Origin of the sequence: Acinetobacter sp. YK3, from assembly GCF_001729365.1 — a bacterium.
Classification (GTDB): Bacteria; Pseudomonadota; Gammaproteobacteria; order Pseudomonadales; family Moraxellaceae; genus Acinetobacter; species Acinetobacter vivianii.
The window spans coordinates 13,470-27,202 of record NZ_LZPJ01000086.1 but is presented as its reverse complement, the minus strand read 5'-3'; the positions used below and the strand labels follow the sequence as shown (position 1 = coordinate 27,202).

The window sequence follows — 13,733 nt, the reverse complement described above, 5'->3', positions numbered from 1 at the left end:
AAAACAGTGGAGATTACATGAATCTGCTACTTATCGGTGTGTTATTAGCCCTTGTGGCAATTGCATATCAAATCGGGCTGAGCAAAAGCCGTAACCTAGCAGGTAAGGGAAATAACTCAGCAGCACTACATTCTCGTCCAGGATATTATGGGGCATTGGTTGCGCTGTGGTGTGGTGTTCCTGCTTTTTTAATTTTGATTATTTGGAACTTGGTTGAACCAAGTGTTTTACAACATATTATTTTTAATAATATCCCTGCTTCTGTAAGTTCAACTTTAGATGCGGCTGGGCGTGATGTATTAACCAGTCGTGTGCAAGCACTGGCTTCTGGTTTTGGGGTAACTGATCAGCCAGCAGCTTATGAGTTAGCAGCAGCACAAGAGCTTTCAAAATTCCAGACCATTGGTTCTTTTGCCAAATTGGCCGTTGTGATTAGTGCTGGATTGGCGGGACTGGTTTGGGCAAAACGTCATGTTAGTCAACAATTCCGCGCACGTAACCAAGTTGAAAAGGCAGTTAATGTCGGTTTGATTTTGTGTTCTGGCGTCGCGATCCTGACCACGATTGGTATCGTGCTCTCCATGCTGAATGAAGCATTGCACTTTTTCCGTTTCGTCAGTCCTTTTGATTTCTTCTTTGGTACGGAATGGAGCCCAGGCTTTAGTACATCTGGTAACGCAGAAGGAAGCTACGGCATTTTACCCTTAATCTGGGGTACCTTAATGGTGAGTGGTATCGCACTACTTGTTGCTGTACCAGTCGGATTGATGATCGCGATCTATTTGGCAGAGTATGCGTCTCCTAGTTTACGTGCTTGGGCAAAACCAGCGATTGAAGTATTAGCGGGTATTCCAACGATTGTTTACGGTGTATTTGCCTTAATGATCATTGGTCCGTTCTTCAAAATGTTAGGTGAACAAGTCGGCTTACATATCAATGCGACCAGTGCACTGACCGCAGGCTTTGTGATGGGTATCATGATTATCCCATTCGTTTCTTCACTTTCAGATGATATCATTACACAGGTTCCACGTGCATTACGTGATGGTTCTTTGGGCTTAGGGGCAACCAAGTCTGAAACTATTCGCCAAGTGGTTTTACCTGCGGCTTTACCCGGAATTGTTGGGGCATTCCTGTTGGCCGCTTCTCGTGCGATTGGTGAGACCATGATTGTGGTATTAGCAGCAGGGAATAGTCCATTACTGCATGTGAATCCATTAGAAGCCGTTTCGACAGTTACCGTAACGATTGTGAACCAATTAACTGGCGATACTGACTTTGCCAGCCCGCAAGCTCTAGTGGCATTTGCTCTAGGTTTAACGTTGTTTGTCATTACTTTGGGTCTAAACATTATTGCACTGTATATCGTGCGTAAATATCGTGAGCAATACGAATGAGTTCATCAAATACAAGTTCTATGGATGCGTTAGATCCAAAAGTAGCTGCTGAACAACGTGAACAGCGCAAAAGAAAAATCCAGAGCTCTTTGGCTAAGCGTCATCGTCAGGAAAAGGCATTCCGTTTTTCTGGTTTTGCTGCGGTTGTGATTGGTCTTGCTTTTGTCGCTTTACTTTTCGGTAGTATTTTAAGTAAGGGCTTACCAGCATTTTGGCAAAATAGTCTAACTGTACCTGTATATTTCGATCCAGCAATTATCAATGCGGGTGCAAAACCAAAAATAACAGCAGGGGAAACACCTGCACATTTTGAAGAGCGTATGGTGGCTTGGCAAACCGAGATGGGCATGGTGGATTGGGATGCCCTGATCGTGAATGGCGTGGTTGCTAAAGATAAGGCTTTAGAATCTCAACGTGACGAATTAAGTAGTTTGTATACCAGCTCTGAAACCTATCGTCTTCGTGATATGGTGCTTAAAGATCCATCGTTAATTGGCACCAAAAAAGAAATTAAATTTTTGGCAGATGCGAATGTTGACGTCTGGTTAGCAGAAAATATTGACCGTTCTTTACCTGATGATCAACAACAGTTAAGTCCAGAGGTTCGTCAGCTTGCAGACAAATTGAAGGCACAAGGCATCATAACAAATAGCTTTAATACCAATTTGTTCTTTAGCCCAGACTCTCGTAGTTCTCCTGCAACCAGTGGTTTGGCGGGTGCATTTATGGGCTCACTGTTCATGATGCTGATCGTGATTGTGATCTCTATTCCGATTGGTGTTGCAAGTGCAATCTATCTTGAAGAGTTTGCGCCAAAGAACATGATGACCGATATTATTGAAGTTAACATTAACAATTTGGCTGCTGTTCCTTCAATCGTGTTTGGTTTGTTGGGTGCAGCGATCTTTATTAGCTGGATGCATTTACCATTATCTGCACCGCTAGTGGGTGGTCTGGTACTGAGCTTAATGACTCTGCCAACTGTGATCATTACCACGCGTGCATCGTTAAAAGCAGTACCTCCTTCGATTCGTCAGGCCGCTTTGGGTCTCGGGGCTTCAAAGGTTCAAACTATTTTCCATCATGTTCTGCCTTTAGCATTACCAGGGATTTTAACTGGTGCAATTATTGGGGTGGCGCAAGCATTAGGTGAAACGGCTCCATTATTATTAATTGGTATGAGTGCCTTTGTTGCAAGTGTTCCGACAACGCCATTAGATCAGGCGACTGCATTACCTGTACAAATTTATTTATGGCAAGGTAATGAATTACGTAACTTCTTTGAAGGACGTACAGCAGCAGCGATTATTGTGTTACTTGCACTCATGATCAGTTTAAATGGCCTAGCTATCTGGCTCCGTAAGAAATTTGAAGTGCGTTGGTAATTGAGGAGAGTACAATGAATACGATTGATATTATGAACGCCGTAGAAAAGGATAAATCAGTGAATCCACAGCAAACAGAATTTACGTCATCTGAAGCGCAAGTTAAGCAATCAAATACTGCATTTGTCTCTCAGTTCGAAACGGCGGCTTCAACTAAGAAACCTCAGACAAGTGAAGTGAAAATCAGTACCAAAGATGTTCATGTGTATTATGGTGAAACTGAGGCAATCAAAGGGATTGATCTGGATGTATACCAAAATGAAGTGATTGCATTCATTGGGCCATCAGGTTGTGGTAAATCGACTTTCTTACGTACCCTAAACCGTATGAATGACACGATTGATAGCTGTCGTGTAACGGGTAAGGTGACACTCGATAATCAAGATATCTATGATCCAAATCTTGATGTCGTTTTACTTCGTGCACAAGTGGGTATGGTATTCCAGAAGCCAAACCCATTCCCGAAATCCATTTTTGATAACGTTGCGTATGGCCCTAAATTGCATGGTTTGGCACGTGACAAATATGACTTGGAAGAAATTGTAGAAAACAGCTTGCGTAAAGCGGGCTTATGGGAAGAAGTCAAAGATCGTTTAAGTCAGCCGGGTACTGGTTTGTCGGGTGGTCAACAGCAACGTCTATGTATTGCCCGTACCATTGCAGTAAGCCCAGAAGTGATTTTGATGGATGAACCATGTTCAGCACTTGATCCAATTGCGACAGCAAAGATTGAAGAACTGATCTCAGAACTTTCAGAGCAATATACCATTGCAATCGTGACTCACTCGATGCAACAGGCGGCACGTGTTTCTGACCGTACGGCTTACTTCCATTTGGGTGATCTGATTGAAGTAAACTCGACTGAGAAAGTCTTTACTCAACCTGACCATCAATTGACTGAAGCGTACATTACAGGTCGTTTTGGTTAATAAAACCCAGATCAATCAAAGAGCCTACGGGCTCTTTTTTTATTATATAAATGAAAATAAATCTATTTTTCAAATTCACTATTGAATTTTTATTCAGCAGGCCACATCTTAGATGGATAAAGCCGAATTTATAGAGCATTACTGTATGTTATTCCATTTACCTAAATTTCCCGCTGAAATTCGTATTAGTCATTTAAATGCGCGTGTGAATGAACAAAGAAAAAAAATTGCGCAAACAACAGCTTCTCGTTTGGAATTACTGCAACTGGTGCAACAACTTGCCAAAGAAGCAAAAGTTCGTCGTAAGAATGATCAAAAAATTTACGTACTCGATTTTAAAGGAGACGTACAAGCCTCTGCCGTTGATACGATTCGTGAAGAAATCACCTTGATCTTGGCAACTGCAAAAGCTGGACATGACCGCGTTGTTGTTCGTCTGGAAAGTCCGGGTGGTATGGTGCATGGGTATGGTCTGGCAGCAGCCCAACTGGTGCGTTTACGCGATGCGGGTTTTCATGTCACGATCTGCGTAGATAAAGTTGCAGCGAGTGGCGGTTATATGATGGCGTGTATTGCTAATGAAATCATTTCAGCACCATTCGCTGTGGTGGGTTCAATCGGCGTGGTTGCTCAAGTTCCTAATTTTAATCGTTTGTTAAAACAACACAATGTTGATTTTGAACTGTACACCGCAGGTGAATACAAACGTACAGTCACCATGTTTGGTGAAAACACGCCAGAAGGTAAGGCGAAGTTCGAAGAAGAGTTACAGCAAACGCATGCTTTATTTAAGCACTTTGTAGAGAAATATCGTCCACAACTGGATGTTGCAAAAGTCGCAACAGGTGAGCACTGGTATGGCGAAGATGCGCGCGAGTTGAATCTGGTTGATACCTTACAGACGTCAGACGAATACTTGCTGAGCCTACTGCCAAAACATGATATCTATGTGATTAACACGCGTAAACGCCCAACCTTTGGCGAAAAGCTCGGTTTACAAGCTGCGCAAATGGCTGAGAGTTTGGTTCCAGCTGTGATGAGTAAAATTACAGATAGTCTTGCGAAAGCAAACAGCACGCTTGTCCAAATGCGTGATCCAAAATTCTAATTGAAGCGTTTTAAAGAAAACCAGTCTGATGAGGCTGGTTTTTTATATGAATTAAAAATATAGGTTATTTTTTATAGTCTGTTTTTTGAACGTATGGTCAATTTAAATTAAACAGAACAAAAGCGATTGAATAGATTGTTGTTCAGAGAATGTTTTGATATTTTAAATGCAGATGAATTACTTAACTATTCATTAATCGACAAATAGATAAAAATATAATTGATAAGTGAGCATAAAAATGACAAGAGTTGTCGTTTCTTCGAAGAAAAATTCGAATATTTTACAAGATGGACAAATAAAAGCGATCATTCTAGATCAGCCTTCGATTGTCCAGATTGGTGTAAATCAGGACGATATCAAATCTATTATGAAACAAGGTAATGATCTTGTCATTACACTAAAAAACGGTGAAAAAATCATTATTAGTGATTTTTATACTGATGCAAATGTCACTGAACATACTTTGGCTTTTCCAGAAGAAGACGGAAGCTATAGCATTGCTCAATTTGATGATTCGGGCCAGTTCGTCCGTTATGTGCCGACAACACAACTGACTCAATTTGCTTATACACAACCACCTTCACAGACGATCGCAACGTCAGATGGTGCAGAAGACTTAGGCATTACCAAATCGCAATTGCTCAAAGCAGGATTGGTCGCTTTAGCAGCAGAAGGGTTATATTTACTGGCTGTCAAAGATGATGATGACGATAAGAAAAAAAGCGAGCCTCAAGAGATTGACCGAACTCCTCCAGCAATTAAGGCTGTAATAGATACAAAGGACTCGCAAACGATAACTGTAAAAACGGAAGCAAATGCTGCAATTAAAATTATAGATAAAAATGGACAAATAATTGCAACTGGACAAGCGGATGCTCAGGGTAACTACACTTTTAAATTACCTACTCCTTTACCCGCTGGTGAAAATGTTACCGTAACAGCAACAGATAGTGCTGGAAATACGTCAAAAAGCGATGTTATCGGTAATAAAGATGTCACGGCACCAGATGCGCCTACCGCCCAGCTCAATGCCGATGGAACTATCGTAACGGGTAAGACTGAGGCCAATGCCAAAGTCTCTATTTATGATGCAGATGGCAAGTTGCTTGGTACCGTCACCGCAAATAAACAGGGTTTATATTCGATTAAAGTTTCACCTCCATTGACCAGCGAGAAGGGCGGAACTGTTGTTGCAGAGGATGCGGCAGGAAATAAATCGACACCTTCAAAAGTTTTTGCTGGCAAGGATACTGTTGCACCTGATCAACCGACAGTTGAAGTGAATAAAGAAGGGACTTCAATCGTAGGTCGGGCAGAAGCCAATAGCAAAGTTGTGATCAAAGATGCTGATGGTAAGGTGATTGGGAGTGGTACTACAGATGCACAAGGCAAGTTTGAGATTAGCCTGTCACCTGCTTTAGCTGCCGATAAAAAGGGTTCTGTCGTACTGGAAGATGCAGCTGGCAACGTCTCAAAACCTCTTGAAATTACCACAGGTAAAGACACCATAGCGCCAGATAAAGCCGCAGCCCAGATTAACGCAGCGGGTGATACCGTTACAGGTATCGCTGAAGCAAATAGTAAAGTTGAAATCAAGGGCCCGGATGGTAAAACGATTGGGACAGGTACGGTTGGAGCTGATGGGAAATTTACCATCACCATATCTCCAGCTTTAACTGATAAAAATATAGGTAAAGTGTACATCATTGATGCGGCTGGCAATCGTTCGGATGCCACCGATGTGCTGGGAGCCAAAGATACCATTGCACCCAATAAGCCTGTCTTGCAAACTGTCACTGATGATGTGGGGCCTGTAAAAGGCGCAGTTGCTGCGGGTGCAAATACCGATGATACCAAGCCGACACTATCGGGCATCGGTGAAGCAAAGGCGGTGCTGACGATTTATGATAATGGTCAACCCGTGGGTACTGTAACAGTCGGGGACAATGGGAAATGGAGTTTTAACTTCACCCAAGAGCTGGGATTAGGTGCACATAAGATCACATTAACCCAGACTGATGCTGCGGGTAATATCAGTGAAATGAGTGATGGATTCAGCTTTAATGTTGTTGCCCCAACCACGACGGCATCACTACAAAGCGAAGCTCCAGAATCTGCTGTGGCACAAGCTTCATTGGTTGACTCCATCAATCTGGATGCTTTTCAAGCCAAACAGGTGGCTGCATCTCCTTCATCTTCAGCAGAAAAGTTAAACCTACATGAATTGTTGTCTGTTCCTGAGCAATCAAGCAGTCAGGTAGATGATGTCTTAAATCAAATTATTTCAACTCAAACACCATCGACCACTGCAACAGGCTCAAGCAGTCATAATGTCGAAAGTTTTGATTTTGCCCAAACCGTCAGGACAGATCCTTTAGACCAGTTGGATGTATTACAGCATTCAATTATCTAATCAATGTACAGATGAAATAAGACGCTTATTTTTCAATAAGCGTCTTTTGTTTTACCAGTTGAATAATTCCCGTCAGGATCGCGCCAATTGTTGCTAGAAACATATCTTTATGCGCATCCCACATATCACCTTGCTGACCATTGTAGTTTTCTGCATCTTCAGGCGATAAACCGATAGAGAGACCCCATTCCAGTAGCTCATAAAATACGCTGGACGCCATGACAAACTGGATGACAAGCAGGAAGAGGGAGAAAGGTTTGGTGTTGGGTAGCCAGACTTGAAAGCAACGATAGATAAAAGGATAGAGCAGCAATCCATAAGCAAAATGAACCAGCCGATCATACATATTCCGTGACCAGCCCATGCTTTGATTTAAGTCAAAGTTGAAAAAATAGAGGATCCATTGATTATAGGGTACATAGGAATAGAGGTAGTGAGCGCCAATAATATGGATAAACAGAAACGCTAAATATAAGCAGAAACTCAAATAATTCAGGCCGATTTTCTTGAATGCAATCAGCAAGGCAATCAACATAAAAACCGTACCTGCCTGATGTAACAGGTACGACTCAAACTCAAGTGGATGGATACTTGCAATAGCAACCACAAGTACGATGAGCGCAAGCGCAAGATAATGTTTTAATGTCAGTTGTTTTTCTATCATGTCACGTCCTAAACGCGATCAGGCAAAGCGTATTTCCCTTACTCTGTAGAAGCTACAGCAATAGGCTCTTTTGTTGTAGATATCCCGCCAAGTGCCTGACACGCTTGTATATATAATTGATATTTTTGTTGTACAACTTCATCGAGGGGAATGTCAAAGAGATCTTCACCATTTTTATATTGTTCAATATAAGAGGCGGCCTTTTCTTTATTGGCAGCCAAAGATTGTTGATAAAAAGTTGAAATAGAAGAAGTCGCTAACTCGCTAGATTCAATATTATTACATTCAAAATTTTGTAAGACTTTCTCGGCACGTTTTACCTCGCTTGATTTTCCAAAGATACAACCGGTTAAGCTTAAGGTGGCGAGGAATACGTACAAAAGTTTCATGATAGATAAAGTGAGATTTTAAAGACGGCTATTATTGTATAGAAGTTTAGTTTTATAAATTAAATATTTATGTCTAACAGAATAAAAATTAAAAAATTTTATACATCTTTTGCATGATTTCGCTATAGCAAACAAGGGCTGCGTTAAGGTAGAGGGAGGCATAATGGTTGATGTGAGATAAAGTTGAACAGTTTAAATGTAGAATAAGTTTTAATTGCTTGATAAAAAATAACTTTTAGCGGTATGCTAAAGAGGGGTTATCAGTAATACAAGTGATGATGCGCGTTAAGCATATTTTTTTATTCTGTCTGCTGGCTGGTCTATCTAGCTGGTCGAATGCAGAAGATTATGATTTTTTTGAGCCGATCCATGATGATCGTGAGGAAATGTTTGACGCCGCCTATCCGCAAATGAAAACAGATTATTCAGTTTTGCATAATCTGTTTTTTCAGAACGAACGTTGGCGTGTCTATAACCACACAGCTTACCAGACCAATCAGTTTAACCATAAAATGCTAACGGGTGATACCACCAGCCTATCATTAGACGATTTCTCGATTTCAGTGGGATATGGCATTGCTTATCAGCTCAATTTTCGTAATCGAATTGGTTATGAATATTTGTCCAGTTTTCCCTTTGATCGTGGACAAATGATACGGTTTTTCTGGCTGAGTATTTTCTAAACCACTTTTTGATATAATCCTGCTCTAACCATACCCGCTTTGGTTTCTTTGATTTTTTGCCAGCTGTCAGGAAGTTTCAGTTGAGCTAAGTCACGATCTGCCTCGACATAGATATAGGCATTCGGATGAATCATTGGATCAGCCAGTTCAGCCAGTTCTTGCCATAAATCAAGACTATAAGGTGGGTCAAGAAAGACCACATCAAAGCTGTTTTTTAATTTGCTTAAAGCTTGCTGGGCCGTTGTGACCAGTAACTGACAATTTTCAGCTTTTAACAGTTGAATATTATCTTTTAAAAAACGTGCTTGCGTTGGATTCGGCTCAATCATGGTGACTTTGGCAGCACCACGTGAAAGGGCTTCAAAGCCCAAGGCACCAGAACCGCTGCATAAGTCTAGAACCTGTGCATTTTGAATATCCCACATTAACCAGTTAAATAAGGTTTCACGGACACGGTCAGGTGTCGGTCGTAAGCCTTCAATACTTGCAAATGGTAGCGTGCGTCGTTTCCATTCACCGCCAATAATTCGTAATTGATTTTTCATTATTCAGTTACTCCATCATCTGCGGGTTGAGTTGCTGCTGGAGGTATCGCAGCTGGCGGGGTGGCTACTGGGCTTGAAGCGGGTGCTGCATTTTGTGCTGTTGCCGCGTTTGCCATCGATAACTCACCTGGCTTGATTCCCGCCGTCATTAAGCCACCACTCACCTGATGATTGGCTGGGCGAAGTGGATTCTTCTTGCGGGTCACGAGCCAGTAATCAAAGATTGGACGGGCAATCTGTGCGGCTGAACCACCGTGTCGACCATTTTCCCAAACGACGGCAATCGCAATTTCTGGATTATCCGCAGGTGCAAAGCCCACAAACAGACCATGGTCCCATTGTCGAGATGAAAGGGCCGCTTCGTTATAGCGTTTCCCTTGTGCGATACTCTTCACCTGCGCCGTACCCGTTTTACCCGCAATCGAGTATTGCAAACCACCTTTGATACCGCGACCTGTACCTGACTGGATCACGTCAACCATTGCATCATGCATATTGGTCCAGTCTTGTTCTGTGCCGTTAAACTGGATTTTGCCATCAGGTGCGTTGTGTACTGCAAACTTTTTGGCACCTTTGGTTTCTCTTAATACATGCGGTGTAACATGTGAACCCTTATTGGCGGTAATTGCAGTTGCCATGGCAAGTTGTAATGGTGTTGCCGTAAATGCACCTTGCCCGATACTAACGGAAATGGTTTCACCTTTGAGCCATTTTGACTTACGGGTACGCATTTTCCATTCAGGGCTTGGATAGAGACCAGAGCTTTCACTTGGTAAATCGACACCGGTTTTTTCACCAAAGCCAAACTGACGCATCCAGTCATTCATTTTTTCAATGCCCATCCGGTAGGACAGAACATAGAAATAGGTATCACAGGAAACAATCTGTGCCTTGTGCATGTTGACTGAACCATGTCCGCTTTTCTTATGGTCACGGAAGCGATGGCTGTCGCCAGGCAGAGAGAAGTAACCTGGATCTGAAATAGCGGTGCCCCAATCGACCAGACCATAATGAATGCCGCCTAAACCAAACATTGGCTTAATGGTTGAGCCAGGCGGATAAGCACCTTGAACCGCACGGTTGTAGAGTGGCTGGTCAAGGTTGTCACGTAGTCCGCTATAGTCTTTTGAACTAATCCCCGTAACAAATAGGTTTGGATTGAAACTTGGGCTAGAGACCAGTGCCAGAATTTCACCGGTGCGTGGATCCATGGCCACAATTGCACCGCGGCGATCTTTTAATTGCTGTGCAGCAATCGTTTGTAGACCATAGTCAATTGATAAGTACAGATCATTACCGCGTGCAGGGTTTTGGCGTCCTAGATTACGTAACACATTACCATGGGCATCTGCTTCGACAGATTCATAACCCGGTGTGCCGTGTAATAAGTCTTCATAGCTTTTTTCGACCCCGATTTTACCAATCAGGTTGGTGCCCGCGTATAAGTCCTTATCAATTGATTTGAGTTCTTTATCATTAATACGTCCAACATATCCAATAACATGGGCAAAAAGTTCGCCATGTGGATAGTAGCGAGTCATCTGCGTTTCAATTTTTACCCCGGGAAAAGCATATTTCACTTCGCTAAATTTCGCGATATCTGCTTCCGTCAGGTTTAATTTGATTGCCAGACGCTCAGTTTTTCGTGCTGTTTTTACGCGACTTTTAAAGCGGTCAACGTCTTCCTGACTGAGATTTAAAATTGGAATCAGGCGAGTTAGCGTATCATCAATATCGCTGACATCGGCACGACTTAGGGTTGCCGTAAAAACAGGATAGTTATCCGCGAGCAAAACCCCATTACGATCATAGATGTAACCACGGGCAGGCGCGAGCGGTTGTAAGCGAATTCGGTTCTTATCTGAGGCCGTTGTAAAATCATCGTAATGAACAATCTGTAAATATGCATAACGACAAATCAATAATAGTAGAAAAAAGGCCACCAGAAAGATTGCAAAGAAGATTCGACCCTTATAAATGCGCTTTTCTTGTTGCATGTTTTTTAAAGGAAAGTGCTGTTTCATAGGGTGCCGACTTAATTGCAGGGGTGAGAGAATACAAAGACGGAATATTTTAACGTAAGTTGCATGAACATACTGTAGAATTTTCAACAATTCATGCAATTGTTCATGCGACAGCTTTTGACTTTGTAGACATTAAAATTATAGGGTCTTGTATATTAGAAGCAAAATAATTCTGTTAAAGTCACAAACTATTCGAAATAGGATTTTCCAATACACACATAGGGAAAATGGAGAAAATAATGAGAAAAATTTGCCTTTTATTATCGGTTTTAACACTTACAGGCTTAGTACATGCGGATGATAATCCATTTATGCCTGAACCAAAATTGAAAGATGCAAACGTGTCAACATGGAATGTCGGGGCGGGTTTTACTAAAAAATTATTACATGGCAATTTAGAATGGATAAATCCTTATGGAATTGCCTATGCGAAAGCGGGTGCATTTTTAAATGACGACAATGAAATTGGTGGACAGGTCGGCTTTCGCTATCCGTACTATTTAACGGGCACAGATAAAAATGGTTATTATGTTGGGGTCTATGCGGGCCATTTAGACAGTAAAAATTATGGTGGTAAACAAAAAGCCAATTTAGGCGTCGGTGCGGATCTTGCATATGTCTGGCTGAACAATGAACGAATTAGTACATTCAGTGTTGGCGCCGGAGTGCGTGAAAAATTAGAAGATGGGGATGGCAACACTGTGAAAAAAGCACAACCTGTGCTCCAGTTTTCTTACACCTTAAGTTTTGGTTTATAAGAGGGAAATGCAGATTTATTCTTTTATAAGCCATCATGTATCAATAATTCTGAGAGTCATGCATGTTTGATTACGTCAATGAATTGTGGCAGATTTTCTTAAATCGACCTGACCATCTGGCAGTCTTAAGTATCATTCCAGTGACCGCCTTTGTAACTTGGGCGCACGTGTGGATGGCACTGAAAATGGTATTTTACCCAATTAATTTCTGGGGATTCCATTTAGGCCCATTACCTGTTGGTTGGCAAGGGATCGTGCCGCGTAAAGCTGGACGTATTTCAGGCATCATTACCGATAATACTTTATCTAAGTTGGGATCATTGCGAGAGTTTCTGGAAGCAATGGATCCTGAAGATATGGCCATGATTATTGGTGAACAAGTTGGTTTTGAGCTTGAACACCTGATTGATGAGGTCATGATCGACCGAAATGCTGTGCTTTGGGAAAACCTGCCTTATTCAATTAAACGCCGTATCTATGCACAAGCGCATAAACAATTACCCAATACCTTAAGGGAACTTGTGACTGAGCTGACCATGAACGTGGAGTCACTGGTCGATATGCGTGAAATGGTGGTGAGCCAGATGGAAGGTGATCGCCGTTTAATGGTGCGCATGTTCCTGAAAGTAGGGCAGAAAGAGATCAACTTTATTTGGCATATCAGTGCGTTAATTGGTATGTTCTTTGGTATTTTCCAGATGATCGTCTGGTTTGTGGTGCCGTGGCACTGGACCGTTCCGTTCTGGGCAGCAATCTGGGGCTTTTTGACCAACTGGATTGCGATCTGGATGGTCTTTAATCCGATTGAACCGCACTATATTCGCTATCCACAGATCTTCCGTTTGACTAAAGACCGTAAATTCCCGTGGATTGTCCCTGTCTTAAAGATTGGAACCTACAATGTCCAAGGCGCATTTATGAAGCGTCAGGAAGAGGTTTCGGATGTATTTGCCAGTGTGGTTACTGAAGATTTAATTACTTTAAAATCGATCATGACTGAAATGATGTATGGCAGCAAAAAAGACAAAACACGTCGTATTGTCAAGCGCCATATCAATGAAATCATGGAAACCCCATTAGTCAGAACGTCATTGCAGCTTTCATTAGGGCCAAGAGAGTATGCTAGACTCAAGACTGACTTGATTGATCGCTCAATTGAAATTACCATGGGACCAGTATGTGACCCCGCTCTGAATGCAAGTCGTGCGCAGAAGATCTTTCAAATGTTTAGAGACCGCATCCGTGAACTAACACCGAAAGAGTTCCAGAATTTATTGCGTCCTGCTTTTCAGGAAGATGAGTGGATTTTAATTGTACTAGGTGGAGTGACTGGTTTCTTTGCTGGTTTAATTCACTTATTTGTTGCTTTCTTATAATTAATTTGATGTTGGTTGAGCGATAACTCTGTATGATATTGCTCAATTTAAGATTTATTGTT

At 42.0% G+C, this 13,733-nt stretch carries 12 protein-coding genes; 8 read left to right on the top strand and 4 right to left on the bottom strand.

From position 1 onward, the window contains the following. The first annotated feature begins 17 nt into the window (after positions 1 to 17). From pstC to blp2, 5 genes are all read left to right on the top strand, one after another. Positions 18 to 1,397, top strand: a complete 1,380-nt coding sequence (gene pstC / locus A9Z07_RS08755; protein WP_004770234.1) for a phosphate ABC transporter permease subunit PstC — start codon at positions 18 to 20, stop codon at positions 1,395 to 1,397. Further along, the gene (pstA, locus tag A9Z07_RS08750; protein ID WP_069577962.1) at positions 1,394 to 2,782 is read left to right on the top strand and encodes a phosphate ABC transporter permease PstA; all 1,389 of its coding nucleotides are present in this window, start codon (positions 1,394 to 1,396) and stop codon (positions 2,780 to 2,782) included. The genes pstC and pstA overlap by 4 nt, the downstream gene beginning before the upstream one ends. Before the next feature lie 14 nt (positions 2,783 to 2,796). After that, positions 2,797 to 3,711, top strand: a complete 915-nt coding sequence (pstB, locus tag A9Z07_RS08745) for a phosphate ABC transporter ATP-binding protein PstB (protein WP_004770231.1) — start codon at positions 2,797 to 2,799, stop codon at positions 3,709 to 3,711. 145 nt (positions 3,712 to 3,856) lie between these two features. Beyond that, positions 3,857 to 4,819: a protease SohB gene (gene sohB, locus A9Z07_RS08740; RefSeq protein WP_032810292.1), complete on the top strand. Its 963-nt coding sequence runs from the start codon at positions 3,857 to 3,859 to the stop codon at positions 4,817 to 4,819. Between the two features lie 238 nt (positions 4,820 to 5,057). Next, a complete protein-coding gene (gene blp2 / locus A9Z07_RS08735; protein WP_069577961.1) occupies positions 5,058 to 7,232 on the top strand; it encodes an Ig-like repeat protein Blp2 in 2,175 nt (724 codons plus the stop codon). Between the two features lie 25 nt (positions 7,233 to 7,257). Here blp2 and A9Z07_RS08730 read toward each other — a convergent pair whose 3' ends face one another. Beyond that, on the bottom strand, positions 7,258 to 7,896 hold the full coding sequence (locus A9Z07_RS08730; RefSeq protein ID WP_069577960.1) for a DUF2238 domain-containing protein: 639 nt from the start codon (positions 7,894 to 7,896) through the stop codon (positions 7,258 to 7,260). Positions 7,897 to 7,934: 38 nt separating this feature from the next. Beyond that, positions 7,935 to 8,285 (bottom strand): hypothetical protein, encoded by a 351-nt coding sequence (locus tag A9Z07_RS08725; RefSeq protein WP_004770224.1) that lies wholly within the window; start codon positions 8,283 to 8,285, stop codon positions 7,935 to 7,937. Between the two features lie 278 nt (positions 8,286 to 8,563). Between A9Z07_RS08725 and A9Z07_RS08720 the strand changes: the two genes are divergently transcribed. Continuing rightward, on the top strand, positions 8,564 to 8,968 hold the full coding sequence (locus tag A9Z07_RS08720; RefSeq protein ID WP_069577959.1) for a hypothetical protein: 405 nt from the start codon (positions 8,564 to 8,566) through the stop codon (positions 8,966 to 8,968). Here A9Z07_RS08720 and rsmD read toward each other — a convergent pair. Both rsmD and mrdA read right to left on the bottom strand, forming a co-directional pair. Next, positions 8,965 to 9,513: a 16S rRNA (guanine(966)-N(2))-methyltransferase RsmD gene (gene rsmD / locus A9Z07_RS08715; protein ID WP_069577958.1), complete on the bottom strand. Its 549-nt coding sequence runs from the start codon at positions 9,511 to 9,513 to the stop codon at positions 8,965 to 8,967. The genes A9Z07_RS08720 and rsmD overlap by 4 nt on opposite strands. Continuing rightward, positions 9,513 to 11,537, bottom strand: a complete 2,025-nt coding sequence (gene mrdA / locus A9Z07_RS08710; protein ID WP_069577957.1) for a penicillin-binding protein 2 — start codon at positions 11,535 to 11,537, stop codon at positions 9,513 to 9,515. Before mrdA ends, rsmD begins: the two co-directional genes overlap by 1 nt. Positions 11,538 to 11,776: 239 nt before the next feature. Here mrdA and A9Z07_RS08705 point away from each other — a divergent pair, with 239 nt between their 5' ends. Together A9Z07_RS08705 and A9Z07_RS08700 are read left to right on the top strand one after the other, a co-directional pair. Then, entirely contained in the window at positions 11,777 to 12,295 is a 519-nt protein-coding gene (locus tag A9Z07_RS08705; protein WP_069577956.1) for a hypothetical protein, read from the top strand. Between the two features lie 62 nt (positions 12,296 to 12,357). Next, positions 12,358 to 13,671 (top strand): membrane protein, encoded by a 1,314-nt coding sequence (locus A9Z07_RS08700; protein ID WP_004652140.1) that lies wholly within the window; start codon positions 12,358 to 12,360, stop codon positions 13,669 to 13,671. Positions 13,672 to 13,733 lie beyond the last annotated feature (62 nt).